General features: G+C 55.0%; 20 protein-coding genes. 6 read left to right on the top strand and 14 right to left on the bottom strand.

The genetic code is table 11. The features are described from left to right. Positions 1-32: 32 nt before the first annotated feature. On the bottom strand, positions 33-929 hold the full coding sequence (locus ACXAFI_RS18375) for an outer membrane beta-barrel protein (RefSeq protein ID WP_475109947.1): 897 nt from the start codon (positions 927-929) through the stop codon (positions 33-35). Positions 930-1131: 202 nt separating this feature from the next. Between ACXAFI_RS18375 and ACXAFI_RS18370 the strand changes: the two genes are divergently transcribed. Then, on the top strand, positions 1132-2136 hold the full coding sequence (locus tag ACXAFI_RS18370) for a hypothetical protein (RefSeq protein ID WP_475109946.1): 1005 nt from the start codon (positions 1132-1134) through the stop codon (positions 2134-2136). Positions 2137-2214: 78 nt separating this feature from the next. On the opposite strand, the gene trmB is transcribed toward ACXAFI_RS18370, so the two are convergent. From trmB to ftsY, 6 genes are all read right to left on the bottom strand, one after another. Then, a complete protein-coding gene (gene trmB, locus ACXAFI_RS18365) occupies positions 2215-3006 on the bottom strand; it encodes a tRNA (guanosine(46)-N7)-methyltransferase TrmB (protein WP_475109945.1) in 792 nt (263 codons plus the stop codon). A 62-nt stretch (positions 3007-3068) separates the two neighbouring features. After that, complete coding sequence (locus ACXAFI_RS18360) at positions 3069-3446, bottom strand: DUF423 domain-containing protein (protein ID WP_475109944.1); 378 nt, start codon at positions 3444-3446, stop codon at positions 3069-3071. Between the two features lie 105 nt (positions 3447-3551). Then, complete coding sequence (gene rpoH / locus ACXAFI_RS18355) at positions 3552-4406, bottom strand: RNA polymerase sigma factor RpoH (RefSeq protein WP_444920495.1); 855 nt, start codon at positions 4404-4406, stop codon at positions 3552-3554. A gap of 238 nt (positions 4407-4644) precedes the next feature. Beyond that, positions 4645-5661, bottom strand: a complete 1017-nt coding sequence (ftsX, locus tag ACXAFI_RS18350; RefSeq protein WP_475109943.1) for a permease-like cell division protein FtsX — start codon at positions 5659-5661, stop codon at positions 4645-4647. After that, the gene (gene ftsE, locus ACXAFI_RS18345; RefSeq protein WP_152455839.1) at positions 5642-6328 is read right to left on the bottom strand and encodes a cell division ATP-binding protein FtsE; all 687 of its coding nucleotides are present in this window, start codon (positions 6326-6328) and stop codon (positions 5642-5644) included. The genes ftsX and ftsE overlap by 20 nt, the downstream gene beginning before the upstream one ends. A gap of 40 nt (positions 6329-6368) precedes the next feature. Next, positions 6369-7376, bottom strand: coding sequence for a signal recognition particle-docking protein FtsY (gene ftsY, locus ACXAFI_RS18340; RefSeq protein ID WP_475110017.1), 1008 nt, complete (start codon positions 7374-7376; stop codon positions 6369-6371). A gap of 433 nt (positions 7377-7809) precedes the next feature. Here ftsY and rsmD point away from each other — a divergent pair, with 433 nt between their 5' ends. From rsmD to ACXAFI_RS18320, 4 genes are all read left to right on the top strand, one after another. Beyond that, on the top strand, positions 7810-8409 hold the full coding sequence (gene rsmD, locus ACXAFI_RS18335; RefSeq protein ID WP_475109942.1) for a 16S rRNA (guanine(966)-N(2))-methyltransferase RsmD: 600 nt from the start codon (positions 7810-7812) through the stop codon (positions 8407-8409). 96 nt (positions 8410-8505) lie between these two features. Continuing rightward, positions 8506-8982 (top strand): pantetheine-phosphate adenylyltransferase, encoded by a 477-nt coding sequence (coaD, locus tag ACXAFI_RS18330; RefSeq protein WP_152455845.1) that lies wholly within the window; start codon positions 8506-8508, stop codon positions 8980-8982. Between the two features lie 62 nt (positions 8983-9044). Next, positions 9045-10763 (top strand): gamma-glutamyltransferase, encoded by a 1719-nt coding sequence (ggt, locus tag ACXAFI_RS18325; protein ID WP_475109941.1) that lies wholly within the window; start codon positions 9045-9047, stop codon positions 10761-10763. A gap of 161 nt (positions 10764-10924) precedes the next feature. Continuing rightward, positions 10925-12562, top strand: coding sequence for an NAD-dependent malic enzyme (locus tag ACXAFI_RS18320; protein ID WP_475109940.1), 1638 nt, complete (start codon positions 10925-10927; stop codon positions 12560-12562). Between the two features lie 54 nt (positions 12563-12616). On the opposite strand, the gene ACXAFI_RS18315 is transcribed toward ACXAFI_RS18320, so the two are convergent. The 7 genes from ACXAFI_RS18315 to radC all read right to left on the bottom strand — a co-directional run bounded on the left by ACXAFI_RS18315 (position 12617) and on the right by radC (position 17381). Further along, on the bottom strand, positions 12617-14278 hold the full coding sequence (locus ACXAFI_RS18315) for an amidohydrolase (protein WP_475109939.1): 1662 nt from the start codon (positions 14276-14278) through the stop codon (positions 12617-12619). An 85-nt stretch (positions 14279-14363) separates the two neighbouring features. Continuing rightward, positions 14364-14903: a disulfide bond formation protein B gene (locus ACXAFI_RS18310; RefSeq protein WP_475109938.1), complete on the bottom strand. Its 540-nt coding sequence runs from the start codon at positions 14901-14903 to the stop codon at positions 14364-14366. A gap of 13 nt (positions 14904-14916) precedes the next feature. Beyond that, the gene (locus ACXAFI_RS18305) at positions 14917-15075 is read right to left on the bottom strand and encodes a DUF5993 family protein (RefSeq protein ID WP_172975468.1); all 159 of its coding nucleotides are present in this window, start codon (positions 15073-15075) and stop codon (positions 14917-14919) included. Positions 15076-15148: 73 nt separating this feature from the next. After that, positions 15149-15964, bottom strand: a complete 816-nt coding sequence (gene mutM / locus ACXAFI_RS18300) for a bifunctional DNA-formamidopyrimidine glycosylase/DNA-(apurinic or apyrimidinic site) lyase (RefSeq protein ID WP_475109937.1) — start codon at positions 15962-15964, stop codon at positions 15149-15151. An 86-nt stretch (positions 15965-16050) separates the two neighbouring features. Beyond that, a complete protein-coding gene (gene rpmG / locus ACXAFI_RS18295) occupies positions 16051-16206 on the bottom strand; it encodes a 50S ribosomal protein L33 (RefSeq protein ID WP_020413983.1) in 156 nt (51 codons plus the stop codon). Positions 16207-16242: 36 nt separating this feature from the next. Further along, on the bottom strand, positions 16243-16479 hold the full coding sequence (rpmB, locus tag ACXAFI_RS18290) for a 50S ribosomal protein L28 (RefSeq protein ID WP_020413982.1): 237 nt from the start codon (positions 16477-16479) through the stop codon (positions 16243-16245). 227 nt (positions 16480-16706) lie between these two features. Next, on the bottom strand, positions 16707-17381 hold the full coding sequence (gene radC, locus ACXAFI_RS18285) for a RadC family protein (RefSeq protein WP_152455855.1): 675 nt from the start codon (positions 17379-17381) through the stop codon (positions 16707-16709). A gap of 151 nt (positions 17382-17532) precedes the next feature. On the opposite strand from radC, the gene coaBC reads away from it, so the two are divergent. Further along, entirely contained in the window at positions 17533-18741 is a 1209-nt protein-coding gene (coaBC, locus tag ACXAFI_RS18280; protein ID WP_475109936.1) for a bifunctional phosphopantothenoylcysteine decarboxylase/phosphopantothenate--cysteine ligase CoaBC, read from the top strand. Positions 18742-18745 lie beyond the last annotated feature (4 nt).

The raw sequence follows: 18745 nt of genomic DNA, 5'->3' as shown, positions 1-18745 counted from the left end.
CTAACACCCGCAAACCTTTAAAAAGTCTTTAGTTACCTGCGAATACAGCCATATTCATCCACGGCAATGCCGATCGGAGTATTCGGGCACTGGTCTATATAGGCCGGTACGCCATCAAAATCGATATCCATAGGGCAACCATCGGGTCCTACATCCACACCCACCGGCGTCTGAGGACACTGATCGGTTGCATCGATAATTCCGTCCGCATCCTCGTCGTACCAAAAGTCCGGGTACTCAATCCACTGGTAACCAATCGCGACGCTGGCAAAACCATCCAAGCCACCGTGATCTACCCCCTGGAAAAGTCGCACATCCGCACGGGCCTGCCAGCGGGGACCGAGGCTGTATTTTATCCCCAGACCAAGATTGACCATAGTTTGGCGATCATGCCAGTTGCACGGATATTTCCGGTAGGGGTGCCAGTCAGGATATTTATAATCGTGTTTATACCGATATTTACAGTCGTAACGCTCTATCCCATCCTCGTCCTTGTAATATCTCCTGTAACGTTTTTTCGGCGCTTTATCATAATTAATACGCATCTCGCCAACGCCAAAAGCCACATATGGCTGCCAACAAAAATCACCACAGAACTGCCCACCAAACTGGTAGAGGAGGTCCAGGTGGTAATTGTAAATTTCAAGCTTTTCGGGGAAATCATCCACTCCAACAATAAAATAATCGACCACCCCCTCCATCGCCCAGTAATTGGTCATATTGAAGCCCAGGCCACCACCACCGCCGGTAGTGTCCTGCAAGGTCAACCCTTGAAAAGGGGTTCCGTTTAAGCGATCACTGTTGAACCAGTATTTACCGCCGTTGGCATAGAGATTTAGGGTGCCGACAAAATCAGCCGACACATTGTTCATAAAGAGGAAAAATACAAAACCGCAGAAGATTGGCAGGGAAGAAAGGCGTTTACCCATTACTGACACCGGAATCTTTTTAAACCTATCCCCCTTTGAATTTTTATTAACTTGGTTGACTGCTTAAAACTCAAATTAATTCGATTATATTTGTGTTATTTGTTCTGCATTTTCAATAAAACTACTATTTAATGCCGCGCCCAATATGAAAATCATAGACGGGAAATAAAAAATATACCTATAAATACCGGAGAGATAACCGATGCTGGCGCCAAACATAGATAACTACGTAAGAAATCTGGTTAGGCCAGAGTTGATACAAACCACCTGCCGACCACCGAGAACTATTCGGGAATACGCCACCGACTTCCAACAGAATTCTCGCTGCAGCTGGAAATACAGTCGCAGTAAAGATGGACTGACGCGAATCGATCAGTTAGTAACCCAGGCCGCATTGATCCAGACCCTGGATTACACTCGCATCGCCAATACATCCCAAAGTTTGGTCGAGGCCATGTACACATGGCTGACCGGCTTCAACCCCTCCAATCCTGTACAACAGCTCACCTCAGATGGAATACAGCGGCGCCAAAACGCGATTACCACGTTACTGGGTGGCGCCTATTGCTGGTATCGCCAGGCCAGTGAAGCCGCGCTGTCAGAACCTTTGGCCCTGGGCAATATACAGAATCACAATGACATCCCTTTCAATCTGTATCGCTATCGTTTCAGCCGCTCAGGTTTTAACCTGCACATGACACCGGGACGCCTGTACCGGGGCGATACCCGGCCCCCGCAAATGCTGTGGCAGTCTGGGGGGTTTTTTCCAAAAATGGACAACAGCAATCGCCATGATCCCCACCTCGGGAGTGGTGCCTCCTGCCAGGTGATATCCAGTACCGACGACCCCAACGTGGTAGCACGCTTTGCCTGGCACAATAAAACCTACTGCCCAGTGCGTTACTATTACCTGCACCATACCGACAGGGTGGATAAAGCGATCGCGGGATTTGTCTATGAATTCGACAAGAATGGGCATGAATGTGTGGAGGTCGCCAATGTTACTCCCGGTCGCGAAGTGGCGTTCCTGGCAATCCCCAACCAATATATTCGCCGTTTCCGCATGCGCTACTATGCCGGCAGCCAAAACAATATCGTGCTGTCGGATTGGATGTACTACAACGAAAATTCTGTAAGAAATATCCGCATCACCGCAGACAAGCAGCGCTGGGAATCCTTCAAGAGAAACTGGCAACAATACGTTTAAAATAGGGTAGGGTCCCGCCACCAAGCGGGACCACGCCGGCCTATGGCCGGCGGTTTTCATAATGCGGTTAGCAGGAGATTACTCAGCCTCTGGCTCTGGGCTGGAAGACGTTTCAGCTGTTTCTTCGCTCGGTTCCAGGGCAACAGCTTCGCCCGGAAGACGGCGGTACACCAGATCCCAAACGCCGTGCCCAAGGCGCTGACCGCGGCGCTCAAACTTGGTTTCCGGGCGCCACTCTGGGCGCTCAACATAGTCATTGCTTGAAGAGGTATTTTCCAGCAGCGGCTCCGCCTGCAACACTTCCAGCATATGCTCGGCATAATTCTGCCAGTCCGTAGCCATGTGCATCACGCCACCAGTTTTCAGCTTGCTGCAAATCAGGCGCACAAACTGCGGCTGCACGATACGGCGCTTATGGTGCTTTTTCTTATGCCAGGGGTCGGGAAAATACAATTGGAACCTATCCAGAATGCCATCCCCAATGCAGTCATTCAAAACATCCACCGCATCGGCCATATAAATTTTGAGATTCTCAACTCCCGCTTTACCGGCGTTGTTAATCAGTCGGCCCACACCAGGGGGATGTACTTCAATGCCAATAAAGTTTTTATCCGGCTCTGCCTGGGCCATGGCCAGTAGGGAATCCCCCATACCAAAACCAATCTCCAATACCAGTGGGGCCTCACGGCCAAAAGCCTCAACCGGATTCAGGGGACCGTCGAAGAGCGATAGGCCATACTGGCCCCAATAAGTATCGAAGGCGCGGCGCTGTCCCTCAGTCATCCGCCCTGCGCGAATCACATAGCTGCGGATAGATTTTTTCTTGTACTCGGTGCGGTAGGGAAACTCTTCCGCGGATTCGTCTTGCATTGTTCGCGACCTCTTATGCGAAACGGTTTTCTCTTGATCAGATTAGAGTGGGCTCGGCCCTGCTATTTGGGGGTATTCGCGGCGGCGATAAACAACGCCAGCCAACCGGCGATCATCAGGGTCCCACCCATCGGTGTAATCGGCCCCAGCCAGCGCGGCCCTCCAAGAGCGAGGGCGTAGAGACTACCGGAAAAAAACACCATTCCAAATACAAAGAAAGCGCCGCTCAGGGTGAGTGACAAGCGATCTCCCCAATTCTGTATCAGCAGCGCCACAGCCAATAGCGCCAAGGCGTGAATCATCTGGTACAGCACACCGGTCTTGTAGGCTTCCAATAGCGGCTCGGCGACCTTGCCACGCAGGCCGTGTGCGCCAAAAGCCCCGAGGGCGACGCCGCTGGCGCCGAACAATGCGGCGAGTAAAAGGTAAACTTTGACCATGGTTTATCTCACTTCAAGTGCCAACAGAACGGGGCTGTTCATTTCATTGCGGAAATAAAAAAACCGCGCTGCTGCGCGGTTTTTCCGAACTGCCAGGGCGCGCTATCAGGCTTCCATAGCCGCACGCACTTTTTTCATGGCGTTCTTTTCCAGCTGACGGATACGCTCGGCGGAGACACCGTATTTATCGGCCAGCTCGTGCAAGGTGGACTTTTCCTCGCTCAGCCAACGCGCCTGGATAATATCGCGGCTGCGCTCGTCGAGCTGTTCCATGGCACTGGCCAGGCTGTTGAGGCTGGTTTCCTGCCAGTTGTCGCGCTCGAGCTGAGCTGCGGGATCAAAACTGCGGTCTTCCAGGTAGTGTGCCGGTGCCTGCCAGGCGGTGTCGTCATCGTCATCCACCCCCGCATCGAATGCGGCGTCATGGGCGGCGAGGCGGCCCTCCATCTCATGGACCTGGGCGACATCCACGTTCAAATCTTTTGCCACAGCCTTGGCTTCATCGTTGCTCAGCCAGGCCAGTTTCTTCTTCTGCCCGCGCAGGTTAAAGAACAACTTGCGCTGTGCCTTGGTCGTAGCGATCTTCACGATACGCCAGTTGCGCAGAATAAATTCGTGGATCTCCGCTTTGATCCAGTGCACGGCAAAGGAGACCAAACGCACCCCTTTCTCGGGGTTAAAGCGCTTGACCGCCTTCATCAAGCCAACATTGCCTTCCTGCACCAGATCTGACTGGTTGAGTCCATAACCAGAGTAGGACTTGGCAATATGCACAACAAAGCGCAGGTGGGACATGACCAGTTGGCGGGCCGCGTTAATATCTTCGCGATAATAGAGGTCTTCTGCCAGGCGCTTTTCCTCCTCTGCGGACAGCACATCGAAGCTGCTGACCGTTTGGATGTAAGCTCCCAGGTTGGCGCCCGGAGACAGCGTATGCACTGGCTGTAGGCTGGTTCCCATTCAGGTTTCTCCTCTCATTATTAGTCGGCCGGTTCCCGCGGCCGCTGTCGTCGGACACTTTATCCGGCGACAAGCTGGACTCAGTGTAGCACTTGCACGAGCGGTTAAGAAAGTCCGCCGCCAACTGCCGTATTCCCTTGTATTGCAGCCGATTAGAGGGCCTCAATACCCCCGAGGTTCCCCTCTTTGTAACGGCTTTACGTTTCTTGGCGAAACCAAGTCTGCTGACACTAGCCGGTCAGCTGGGCTCTATCTCGCGCAGGTGACGGCTCGTCGCCAGCCAAGCCCCCAGCAGCCCGAGCAAAGCGGCGCCACCGATTAGGCCGGCAAAGTAGCTGAGGCCAGGCCCCGCCAAGGTATAGCTGCTGCCGTAACTGGAGGAGAGGCCGGAAATCGGACCAGACAATAACAGCACTGCCCCCAGCAGCAGACACCAGGCCAGCAGTCCACCAAAAGCCCCATAGCAGAGGCCACTATAAAGGAAAGGCCTGCGCACGAAGGCATTGGTGCCACCCACAAGTTTCACCACCAGGATCTCCTCCCGACGGCTCTCGATATGCAGGCGAATCGTATTGACCACTACCAGGATCACCCCCAGTGCCAGCAGTAGAGCGAGTCCCGCGGACAAACGCTGCCCCAGTTCCGTCAGCTGGGTGAGGCGCTGCACCCAGGCCAGATCGAGCACTACTGAGTCACTGAGGGCATGCTCACGCAGGTTTTCCACGATGCGCTGCAACTTGTCACTGTCCCGCGTATCCCGCGGGCGCAACAGTAATACCGCCGGCAGGGGGTTGGCATCGAGCCCCACCAGGAGGTCACCGAGACCGGAAGCCTGCTCAAACTCCGCCAGCGCCTCTTCCGGGGAGATATAAGTTACCTCGGCGATGGCCGGATCACTGCTTAGCTTCGCGGCGAAGGACTCTATCGCGGCTTTCTGTGCCCCTTTGTTCAGAAACACCGAAATCTGCGGCTGACCATCCCAGCCGGCCACCGCGCGCTGGAAATTTGCCAACCCGAGCTGCAAAGCGGCGGGCAGAGCCAGGGCGATAGCGATCACCAGGGCGGTCATGGCACTGGCCATGGGCGTTGCGATAAAGCGGCGCAGGGATTCCCGCGCTACCTGGCGGTGGTGATCGAGCCAGGACTGCCAGCGATCCGCAATACCGGTGCGGGCAGCCACGGCACCGCTGCTGCGCGGGCGCTTTTCAGTGGCGCTGCTCGCCGGGCGCTGTGCCCTAGACTGGGTGTGCTTCACGGCTCGGAACTCCATCGTAGATCAACTGGCCGGCTTGCAGGGTCAAAACCCGTCGGCGCATGCGCGCTATCAATTCCAGGTCGTGGCTGGCCACCAGTACAGTGACACCCACGGCATTAAAGTCGGAAAACAATCGCATGATTTCCTGGGATAGCTGCGGGTCCAGGTTCCCGGTGGGCTCATCCGCCACCAGGATCGCCGGCTTGTTCACCACCGCACGGGCGATACCCACCCGCTGCTGCTCACCACCGGACAGGGTAATGGGGTTATGCTTTTCCTTGTCCAGGAGACCCACCTTATCCAGCGCGGCCCGCACCCGGCGGCCCACTTCGCGCTTGCTGCAGCCGGCTACCGCCAGTGGCAGGGCGATATTGTCGAAGACACTGCGATCAAACAGCAGCTGGTGGTTTTGAAAAACGATACCCAGGTTGCGCCGGTAATAGGGGATCTGGCTATTGCGCAGGCGGTTGAGGTTCTGCCCGGCTACCAGAATCGAACCTTTGGTGGGGCGTTCGATGGCGGTGAGCAGCCTCAAAAGTGTGCTCTTACCCGCACCTGAATGACCGGTGAGAAACACCATATCGCCGCGGGGGACTTCCAAGCTGATACGCACCAGGGCGTCCTGCCCCGATGCGTAGCGCTTATTCACATTATCAAAGGTGATCACGATTTTGTTCTTGTTATTCCCTGAGAGGGTTTAGTAGCGATCAGGCGGTATCGCGGCCAAATAGCGCCGAGACAAATTCACGCGCACGGAACGGCTGCAGGTCCTCAGCCTGTTCACCCACACCGATAAAGCGCACGGGAATACCGAAGCGCCGCGCCAGAGCGAAGATCACCCCACCCTTGGCGGTGCCGTCGAGCTTAGTGAGCACCAGGCCGGTAACACCGGCCGCCTCGCGAAACTGTGCGGCCTGGTTAATCGCATTCTGGCCGGTGCCGGCATCCAATACCAACAGCACCTCGTGGGGGGCGCTGGGGTCCAGCTTGCCCATTACGCGGCGCACCTTGGTCAGTTCTTCCATCAGGTTGGACTTGGTGTGTAAGCGGCCGGCTGTATCGGCAATCACCACATCGATACCTCGAGCCTGGGCCGACTGCACGGCATCGAAAATCACCGAGGCGCTGTCCGCACCGGTATGCTGGGCCACCACCGGCACATCGTGTCGCTGCCCCCAAACCTGTAACTGTTCCACTGCGGCGGCACGGAAAGTATCACCGGCGGCGAGCATCACCGATTTGCCCTCGCCGAGGAAGCGGTGTGCCAACTTGCCGATAGTGGTGGTCTTGCCAACGCCGTTAACGCCGACCACCAGAATCACATAGGGCTTTTTGCTGGTATCCAGCACCAGGGGCGCATCGACACTGTTGAGCAGCTCTGCCAACTCCTGCTGCAGCGCTTTATAGAGCGCATCGCCATCGGCGAGTTCGCGGCGCGAAACACGCTCGGTGAGGCGATCGACAATTTCACTGGTGGCCTCGACGCCCACATCCGCCATCAGCAGCTGGGTTTCCAGCTCTTCCAACAGATCTTCATCGATCTCTTTGGCTCCGAGGAACAGGTTGCCCATCCCCTCGACAAACTGATTACTGGTGCGGCTGAGCCCGCGGCGAATACGCGCAAAGAAACCCTCTTTCTTCTTCTCTGCAGGTTTTTCCTGCACAGGAGTGGGCTTGGGCGCGGGCTCCTGTACCTGAGGAGTCGGTTCCAACACCGGTGGTGCCGTGGCGGCGGGCGGTTCAGGTTCAGGTTCAGGCTGAGTTTCGGGCTGTGTAGTCGCCACACTGGCAGACGTAGGCTCAGGCACGTCTGCAGGTAACGCCTGCACATCAGCCGCAGGTTTTTCCTTTGTCAGCGCTTCCTTTGTGGGTTCTTCCTTCAGCGGAGCGGGCGCCTCTGCCGGCTCGGCTGTGGACGCCTGCGGTTCAGCGGGCTCTTTATCGGTGACAGATGGCTCCTGCCACTCTTCCGCCGGCGCCTCCTCGGGTGCGGCGATAGCTTCCGCCTGCTCCTTTTGGGGCTCGCTTTGTTCGGGCTTGCGCTTTTTCTTTTTGCGCAGGAAATCAAAGATCATTCGTTTATCCGGGTGTACCGCTTGCAGAAAGACGCTAATCTTAGCATCGCTAAGCCCCCAGTAGAGATTTACCTTGGCCAGAAGTTCATCGCGCAAGCAAAGCCCACAACCCCTTTCCCAGTTGCGTATCATCGGAGGGCAGTGGCGCGGACGGAAATTGCAATTTGCCCCGGTTGAGGGATTGAGACCCACCGGTGATCGCTTGCGCGAAACCTTGTTCAACTGGCTCCAGTTCTATCTACCTGGCGCACACTGCCTCGATCTCTTCGCCGGCTCCGGCGCGCTAGGCCTTGAGGCTCTATCCCGCGGTGCCGCCTCGGTGGATTTCGTCGAACTGAATCCCCTGGCGGCGCGCACCCTGAAGCAGCAACTCCAGCTGCTCGAAACGACGGATGGCCAGGTGCATAACTGTCGGGCGGCGGATTTCCTGGGCAGCGGAAACAAGTCCTACGATATTATCTTTATCGACCCGCCCTTCGCGGACGATCTGTGGCAGGAAAGCCTTAGTGCTCTTACTGACAGGCTCTCGCAGGGCGCACTCATTTATATCGAGACGCCCCGGGATACGGTTTTGTCTACTGCGCCCGACTGGTCGCTAATCAAGGAAAAGCGTGCGGGTCAGGTTTGCATGCGACTGTATCGCAGTGACTCCGCCGCATCCGCTGATTACTGACCGGTCAGCAGGTCCGGTTAACGCATTCGGTTTTGAGCCTTAGCCGTAAATTGTTTACCATTCGCATCCCTTTCAGCCCGCATTAATCCTTGGCGTATGAAAAAAGTTGTCTACCCCGGAACTTTCGACCCCATCACCAATGGTCACCTGGATTTGGTGGAGCGGGCCTGTCGCCTGTTTGACCACGTCATAGTGGCCGTAGCCGCCAGCAATCGGAAGAATCCCTTGTTCACCCTGGATGAGCGGGTGGAGCTCTCCCAGCGCGTACTCGGCCACCTGCCCAATGTGGAAGTGATCGGCTTCGATATCCTGCTGGCTGACCTGGTGCGCCAGGTGGATGCCTATGGCGTTCTGCGCGGCCTGCGCGCCGTGTCCGACTTCGAATACGAGTTCCAGCTGGCCAATATGAACCGTCAGTTGGCGCCGAATATGGAAAGCCTGTTCCTGACCCCGGCGGAACATTTGTCCTACATTTCCTCGTCCTTGGTCAGAGAAATTGCTTCTCTGGGCGGTGATGTCACCAAGTTTGTTCCAACCGCCGTGCAGAAGGCACTGGAAGAGAAATTCCGCTAACTCTGGAATTGGTTATTTCTGATACACTCGAGCGGATTTTTCCACAATCCGCGGAGTGTTTCGTGCGTCACCTTCTCCTCGCCTTCGCCTTTGTTCTGAGTCCGGCCATAGCCGATGAGCCGCAGCCGGAAGTCGATACCGGCCGCAGCGCAATCAAGTCTGCCAGGGCCGAATCCTATATGGCGGTTACCGCCAACCCCCACGCCAGTCGAGCTGCCGAGCAGATCCTCGCCCTGAACGGCAGTGCCGTCGATGCTGCGATCGCTGCGCAGATGGTTTTGGGGCTAGTGGAACCTCAGTCATCGGGTATTGGCGGCGGCGCTTTTATGCTGAGCTATGACGCTAAAGATAAGCAGCTGCGTTATTACGATGGCCGGGAAACCGCGCCAGCAGGCGTGGATGAAAATTACTTTATGCACGACGGTAAACCGCGTTCATTTATGCAGGCGGTTATCGGCGGCTACTCAGTGGGAGTACCCGGCGTCATCCGCATGCTGGAAATGGCACACCAGCGCGATGGCAAACTCCCCTGGGAAGTTTTATTTCAGCCGGCCATCCAGCTTGCCGAAAATGGCTTTGAAGTTTCACCACGCCTACACCAGCTGTTGAGTAAGCTCCCCCACGTAGATGCAAGACCGGCGATCGCCAATTACTTCTTTGACAGCAACGGCAACCCCCTGCCTGTCGGCCACCGGCTGAAGAACCCGGAGTATGCCCGCACACTTCGCATAATCGCCGCTGGTGGTGCGGACGCTTTTTATAAAGGTGAAATCGCCGAGGCCATCGTCAAGGCAGTGCGGGGTGACACAAAAAATCCCGGCCTGCTTAGCCTTGAGGATATGACCAATTATCGGGCCAAACAGCGCCAGCCTCTCTGCTCCGTTTTTCTCGAATACCAGATCTGTGGTGCGGATGCCCCCTCATCGGGCGGCACCACCGTGGGCGGAATTCTGGGCATGCTGCAGGAGTTTCCCATCGCTGAAATGGAAGCCGGGGACGATCTGCTTACGCATTTGTTTATCGAGGCGTCAGAACTGGCTTTTGCCGATCGCAACGCCTATTCCGCCGACTCAGATTTTATCAGTGTGCCCAGCAAGGCCCTGGTATCCCCCGCTTATTTGAGCGAGCGTGCAACCCTGATTGACCCCGACAGCGCCAGCATAGCCAAACCGGGCAAGCCCAATACTGGGGCGGCCAAGCGTCTAACGGCCCAATCACCGGAAATGCCCAATACCAGCCATCTAGTGATTGTGGATCGCTACGGCAATGGCGTGAGCATGACCAGCAGCATCGAAACGGGGTTTGGCTCGCGCCTGTTGGTAAAGGGTTTCCTGTTGAATAACCAGTTGACCGATTTTTCTTTCACCCCAAAAACAGCCAATGGGGAGTTGGTGGCGAACCGTATTCAGGCCGGTAAGCGACCCCGCTCTTCCATGTCGCCGACGGTGGTATTTAATAAAGATGGCAGCTTGCGCCTGCTAGTGGGCTCCCCTGGGGGCTCACGCATTATCGACTACACCGCCCGCACCATCCTCTACCATCTGGGGCTGAATATGCCTATCGCCGATGCCATCGCCGCCGGCAACATTGGCGCTATCGGACGGCGTGTCGAGCTGGAACCCGGCTTCTTTAGCCAGGACACCATCGATAAACTCAAAGGGCGCGGGCATCAGGTCATTGAGCGCAATCTCAATAGCGGTATTCACGCGATCGCAATAAAAGACAAGACACTCTATGGCGGTGCCGACCCCCGCCGGGAAGGCAGTGCCCTGGGGCACTGATTTTCTGGAGGAGGCGTATCATACGCCTCCTCAAAACCAAATCCCTCCCCGGAAAGCTGCCATTTATAAGCCAACTTTCCGGATAGCAACGTCCCTTCTTGAGACTGGTCCATACTTCCCCCTAGCTAGCGAGAAGCCAAAACGCAACTGGAGGGCCCCTCTTGGACCAGCGCAAAGTGGATGCCACTGGCATCGATCTCCTGCACGACCCCCGCACCAATAAGGGCACGGCTTTTACCGAGGCCGAACGCAGCAAGTTTGGCCTTAACGGCCTGATTCCCTACGCCCTGGAAACCATAGAAACCCAGGTAGAGCGGGTGATGATGCAGCTGAGCCACAAGCACTCGGATATCGATCGATTCGTCTATCTGACCGGCCTGCTGGATACCAATGAGACGCTCTTTTACCGGGTGGTGATGTCCGATCCAGTGCGCTTCCTTCCGATCATTTACGATCCCACTATCGGCGAAGCCTGTACCAAGTTCAGCCATATCATGCGCAGGGTCAGGGGTGTCTATCTGTCTATTGCACAAAAGGGCAGTATCGCCGACTCCCTGTCCCACTGGCCGGACCGGGACATTCGCTTTATTTGTGTCACCAATGGAGGACGAATTCTGGGGCTTGGGGATATAGGCGCGAACGGCATGGGCATCCCCATTGGCAAACTGCAGCTATACACCGCCGCAGGGGGCGTGCCGCCAGAACATTTACTGCCACTCTTTTTAGATGCCGGCACCAATAATGAGCAGGTACTCGCAGATCCTCTCTATGTGGGTCTGCGTCGTAAACGCCCGGATACCGAGACGCTATACCGCTTCGTAGATGAGTTTGTGGACACCGTTCAGCAGCGCTACCCACACTGCTGTCTGCACTTCGAGGACTGGACCGGTAGTGACGCCGTCCACTTACTGCAGAGGTATCGAGACAAGGTCTGCTGCTACAACGATGATATCCAGGGCACTGCGGGTATTGCCCTGGCCGGCATGATTAACGCCCTGAAAATCAAACAGGGCTCGTTAAAGGATGAAAAGATCTTCTTCGCCGGTGCTGGCTCTGCCGGCATAGGGCTTGCAGATTTATTTGTGAGTGAACTGGTCAATGAAGGGCTCAGTAGGGAAGAGGCCCAAGCCCGCATTATTATGTTCGATGAGAAAGGACTGCTGGTAAAAAGTCGTGAAGACCTCTTCGACTTCCAGCGCCCCTACGCGCACGACCAAGCCCCAACTTCACAATTATTAGAAGCGATAAAAACTCACAAGCCAACAACCTTGATTGGCGTCAGTACTGTCGGCCAATTATTTACGCAGGAAGTCGTGGAAACTATGGCTGCGCTCAACCCGCGACCAATTATCTTTGCACTCTCCAATCCCACCGAGCACGCAGAGTGCAGTGCGGAGCAGGCCTACAGCTGGAGTAAGGGTCGAGCCATCTATGCGGCAGGCGTACAGTTTCCCAAGGTCTCGCTCCATGGAAAAACCTACCTGCCGGGCCAAGCCAATAATTTATATATTTTTCCCGCTGTAGCCATGGCTATTTATGCAACGCGTGCTAAACGCGTTCCCGACTCACTCTTTATTGAGGCCGCCCGTGGGGTTGCCGAGCAAGTCGATCAAGATCTGTTACAGCAGGGCTGTCTGTTTCCACCACAAGCAAAAATTTTAGAAATAGCCCAAAATACAGCCGCAAGGGTTAGCAAGAAAATCTTTGAGCTTGGACTCAGTGAACTAGAGCGCCCAAAGGATTTACTGGTATTTATTAAGGAGCACACCTACAAAGCTGAGTACTTTTCTTATTGTTAATTCTAATCTTACTCAATAGACAAATTAGAGTGCATCTATTTGTAAACATACACATTAGTTACTGAAACTCTTATTTTTTAGAAATTTTCGATCAAAGACCAATCTCCCTTTGTAAAAGGTTTTTATAATTCTGGCTTCAGATTTCTGAGCTGCAGTACTCTTAAATATATTTCTATCTAAAACAATAAAGTCTGCCCACTTACCCTTCTCGATACTACCTGTTTCTTTTTCCTGGTTACCGGCATAGGCAGCATTAATTGTGAAAGCCTCAACCAGATCAAAAATAGGGATATGGTGATTCACTCCCCGATGAATAACCACTAAAGGACTTACCATGCCATTTACCTGAGAGAGGTCGGAAGAAAGCAGTGAGACACCCAGGGGAAGGTATTTATTATCTCTCTTTAAGCGTTTATCTAAACGCTTCTTTGCCTTCGAGGAATCAGAATACTTTTGCAAAGCAAAAATATTTTCCGGCTGTACAAAGGCCACACTATGCGCCTGAGAGATGCCTTTCAGGGCTGTCTCTCCTTCCAAATAAGCATTGACGATAGCATTGCGCATTTCCGTTCCGAATCCTGCCGACTCCAGGTCTCCCAGTACTTTCCGTGCCTTATTGGTTCCCTCTTTTCCGGAAACCAATATCTGTAGAGGAAGTTGGTAAGAGTGGGCCCTCTGTGCCAGAGCAATGACTGCTTTTAAAGATCCCGACTCGCCATCAGGCATTTCCTCAGCAATCCTCATTTGTAATTTTTTTGGAAGCCACTCGATAAAGCTTACCGAAGACAGCTTATAATCACTGATAGATATTTGACTAATTTTCTGCTGTAACTGTGAAAAATCTTTTTCGCTAAATGTTGGACTCACCACCAAAGAAGACAGCACACGAATATCCATAGAGTCGATATCGGATAGCATATCGAAATAACGATTTCTGGCTTCCTTATCCTTTAAGTAAACAGCCGACTCATACAGGGTCGTCACACCACTGCTAGCCGCCAACTCCTGTATACGCAATAAATCTGTTCGATAATCGCCATCCGGATATTTCGGAATTAATGCTTCTATTAACGCGACAGCGCCAGGGCCGCGTAACCAGCCGGTAGCAATACCGTGCTCATTTTTTTCTATAAATCCATTGGCGGGATTTTCACTATCATTATCAATTCCAGCGGCAGCCAAGCCTTCAGAGTTTGTCCAGATACTGCTTCGATCTGATGAGAATAAAATAATTGGGATAAGGTCATTGATTTGATCGAGTATCCCTTTATGCGGAGGCTCTGCAGAAAATGCCTGCATATTCCAACCATCACCAACAATTACCTGTTGCTCGGGGTTTTCTCGAATATAACGTGATACCGCCAAACGGTAGTCTTCGATGGAGTTTCCAGGAAACAAATCGATTCTTGATGCAGAACCTCGAATTTTTGCCCGTTGAAAAAACCCGGGCAATACCAGCTTACCGTTTAGATCTGCAATTTTGCTATCGGCTCCGATATAGTCCTCAACATCTACTTCATTGCCAACAAAGACGATGCGCCCATCCCTGATTGCCATTGCCGAAGCCATTGAGCGCACCTTATCCGCGGTGTAAATGGTAGCGTTGCGAACAATTAGCTGGGCAGGCTGACTTGGGGGGGAGTCAGAGCTTGCGCTCTTCGCCATAGGATCGCAGGAAAGGAGTAAAAAAATCGATAACAAAATTAGCCAGCGCATATAGCTTCCCATCGTATTGCCCTAACCACGCCCAGTTTTGCATGGTGACAGCAACCTCATTCGATTGAGCGATCGACCAATTTACTCAAGGCCAGAGCCAGTGATAGCCAAATGAGCCACTCACACAGGGGCCCAGACCACACTCCAGCAGCGTGCTGGCCAGATTCGCCATCGCAATGGTAAGAAACACGATCGCAATAAATTTCTCGGGAAAAGAGAACCGACGCGGGGAAAGATTACGCCGTAAAAAGCCCAACATCATTGCGACCCCGCAATAAGCGAGTAGAGCAAAAAAAGCCAAAGCCGCCCAGGTATAGAGATGCAGGCCGAGGAAGGGCTCTCCAAACCCGGAATTTTCGGGCAGGATATGCAGCAACACTTGGCGCCCGGCAGCGGCCAATCCGGCAATACACGACAGAATGACAATGCCGTAATGGGCTGGGCGCACACCAAAACGCAAGTTCATCAGCAGCCCCAAACCCGCCATGGTGAAAGCCACTCGCTGCAGCAGACATAGGGGGCAGGGCAGTTGGTGCTGGTATAACTCGATAATAAAAGCGATCCAGAGAACCGCAGAAAGACCGAGAAGAGCCAGGGCATCGACCCTTCGAACCATATACACCATAGTGGCACCCCGGCTAAAAGGAGAGGTCCAGCGGAGTGGCCGAGTGATAAATCAACCAGATGATGTAGATCACCATGGTCAGCAACCACCACACGGTGGCCGCGCGCTGGCGGCGCTTCCATATACACCAGGCTGAAATCAGAACGGTGAGAAAAGGCAGTACCAATACCACTGGCCATCTCCACAGACAGCAATACTCTGATACTAGTAGTAAATTCCCGCCAACGCCCTATCGCAGGGTCAGCTCAGCGCTGGCAGCGGGCGCAAAAGAAAGTACTGCGCTGGCCCAGAACCATGTCCCGCACAGGGCTTCCGCAACTGGGGCAGGGTGCGCCCGCGCGGCCGTAGACATTGAGTTCCTGGGCGAAATAGCCGGGCTTACCATCCCCCCCGATAAAGTCCCGCAGGGTGGTGCCTCCCTGGGCAATGGCACGACTCAATACCTGCTTGATCGCCTCTACCAAGCGCAAGTAGCGGGCTTTGGAAATAGACCCAGCTTCACGGTCCGGGCGAATACCCGCCAGGAATAGGGATTCACTGGCATAAATATTCCCCACTCCCACCACGATACGCCCATCCATAATGAATGTTTTCACCGACTGCTTGCGCTTGCGGGAAGAGGTGAACAGGTAGTCAACACTAAAGTCCTCCGACAGCGGCTCCGGTCCCAAGTGGCTGAGCAGGTCGTGGGCCAGTGGGTCTGACGCAGTCCACAGCAGGGCGCCAAACCGGCGCGGATCTCTATAGCGAAGAATCAGCCCGCTATCGAGCCGCCAGTCGACATGATCGTGTTTCTCGGGAGGCTCACCCTTCTCGACCAGGCGCAGGCTACCGGACATCCCCAGATGCCAAATGGCACAACCCCTGTCTGTATGTACTAACAGGTACTTGGCGCGCCGCTCCAGCTTCAGGATATTGGCATTTTTGATGTGCTTGGCAAAATCCGGGTCCACTGGCCAGCGCAGCCGGGGCTGTCGCACCACAACGGATCTAACCCGCTGTCCTTCCAGGTGGGGGGCAAGGCCGCGGCAGGTGGTTTCTACTTCAGGGAGTTCGGGCATCTCTCATCTCACGACGGCTTTAGCCGGGAACCGGACACAAAAAAGCCCGGCAAAAACCGGGCTCTTCTGCGAGTACGCGGGGGCAATTACTTGATTTTGCCTTCCTTGTACATAACGTGCTTGCGAACAACGGGATCGTACTTTTTGATCTCCATTTTCTCAGGCATGTTGCGCTTGTTCTTGGTAGTGGTGTAGAAGTGGCCAGTACCGGCGCTGGAATTCAGACGAATCTTCTCACGCATTGCTCAATCTCCAATCAGTTAGCTGGATACAGCTAATTATACTTTTTCGCCGCGGGCGCGCAGCTCAGTCAGGACAGCGTCGATACCTTTCTTATCGATAACGCGCATGCCTTTTGCAGAAACACGCAGTTTCACAAAACGCTTCTCGGACTCAACCCAGAAACGGTGGCTGTGCAGGTTCGGCACGAAGCGACGCTTGGTGCGGTTCTTAGCGTGGGATACATTGTTTCCGGTTACCGGACGCTTACCGGTTACCTGACATACCTTGGACATCTGTTGGCCTCTTCAAAACGCTTGTGCCCGCATGGCGCCAATCCTGAAGAGGAAAAGGGTGTGCGGGAACATAAAAATCGGGATTCTAATCCGGTTCCTGGATGGCGGCGGAACCTGTGCAGAATCTGGCCCGGCCGCAAAGAGCGGCGTTTTATACCAAAAGAGCCCGTAGGGAGCAAGTTTTGTACAGTACTTCTGTGTCAATCAATGCTTCTCTATTGAACTACCTACAACAGCCCCTGCTCAGCAAAGGATAGGGCCTGACCCTCGCCCACAATCAGGTGATCCAACACCTTGATATCCACAAGCTCCAGAGCCTGCACCAAACGCTCGGTAATCCAGATATCCGCCTGGCTCGGCTCACAGATTCCCGAGGGGTGATTGTGCGCCAGAATCACGGCTGCTGCCCCCCGCTGCAAAGCCACCTGTACTACCTCGCGAGGATAGACGCTGGCGGCATTCAGAGTGCCCTCAAACAACTCCTCGAAACTGATAACCCGGTGCTGAGTATCCAGATATAGACAGCAAAAAACCTCGCGGCGACGGTGGCGCAACTGCATAGCCAGGTAATCGCGCACCGCTGCGGGGCTACACAAAGCACTGCCTTGCCGCATAATTTCTGCAAGATGACGCCGCGCCATCTCCAGCGCCGCCTGCAGCTGCACAAACTTGGCGTCTCCCAGTCCGCGCGCGCGGCAAAACTGCTCCCTATCTACCTCCAACAAGGCACGCAGGCCACCAAACTCGCTCAGCAGGCCCCGCGCCAAATCCACTGCGGAAACGCCCGGTAGCCCCACCCGTAAAAAAATGGCCAGCAACTCGGCATCCGACAGCGCCGCGGCACCCCGCGCCAATAATTTCTCCCTGGGCCTCTCAGCTGCTGGCCAATCCTTGATCTTCATCTTCGCTCTCCGCCTTCCCTGACAGTCTTTTTTCTGTGAAATCTCTCCCCAACTCACCACAAGCACGATTTTCGCGTCTATCCTGCGCCTTATAAGTCGAGACGCAGAAATGCTAATCTAACCCGCTCGCATATATTCGGAAACTGTATCTATGTCCTCGCTGGCCGAAAAACGCATACTTTTGGGAATCAGTGGTGGTATTGCCGCCTATAAGAGCGCCGATCTGGTGCGCCGCCTGAAAGAGCGCGGTGCCCAGGTAAGGGTGGTGATGAGCGCCGGCGCGCGCGAGTTTGTGCAGCCTCTGACCTTCCAGGCCCTCTCCGGCAACCCCGTGCACACCGACTTGCTGGACCCGGCGGCTGAGGCCGCCATGGGGCATATCGAGCTGGCCAAGTGGGCCGACCTGATCCTGATTGCCCCCGCCAGTGCCCAGGTGATGGCAAAGCTGGCCTGCGGCATGGCCGACGACCTGCTCACTACCCTATGCCTCGCCAGTGAGGCACCTGTGGCCCTGGCCCCCGCCATGAATCAGGCCATGTGGCGCCACCCGGCCACCGCTGCCAATGCCAAAACCCTGCGTGAGCGCGGGGTACAGCTGTGGGGGCCGGCGGCTGGCAGCCAGGCCTGCGGTGACGTGGGGCCCGGCCGTATGCAGGAGCCCGCCGACTTGGCCCTACAGGCCGAGTCCCAGTTCGGCGCCAGCGACTGCCTGCGCGGCAAGCGCGTGGCAATTACCGCCGGTCCAACCCGCGAGGCCCTGGACCCTGTGCGCTACCTGAGCAACCACAGCTCCGGCAAGATGGGCTTTGCCCTGGCTGAGGCCGCCCATAAAGCCGGTGCCGAGGTAACCCTTATCGCCGGGCCGGTAAATCTGGCCACCCCCGCGCAAGTGAAGCGCGTCGATGTCATTGATGCGCGGGATATGCAGGAGGCCGCCGAGCGCGCGGCCGACCTCTGCGATATTTTTATCAGCGCCGCCGCCGTTGCCGATTTTCGCCCCGCCTCGGTGGCAGAGCAGAAAATTAAGAAACGCGAAGGCAGCGAAGAGAGTGCTATCGCCCTGGTTAAAAACCCGGATATCGTCGCCGGTATCGCCGCACGCAGCGAGCGACGTCCCTTTACCGTGGGCTTTGCCGCGGAGACCCAGCAGGTCGAGCAGTACGCGCAGAGTAAACTACAGCGCAAAAACCTCGATATGATTGTCGCCAATGACGTCAGTGGCAGCGACACCGGCTTCAACAGTGATCGCAATGCCGTCATAGTGATAGATCGCCATGGCAGCACGCAACTGCCTGAGGCCCTGAAGGCCGACCTAGCGCGACAATTAATAGAAATCATTGCCGCCAAAGCGCAGCAGTAAAGGT

It is taken from the genome of Microbulbifer sp. ABH2_005, assembly GCF_056160005.1.
The sequence above is the reverse complement of the archived record's forward strand: the minus strand, read 5'-3'. Positions and strand labels throughout refer to the sequence as shown.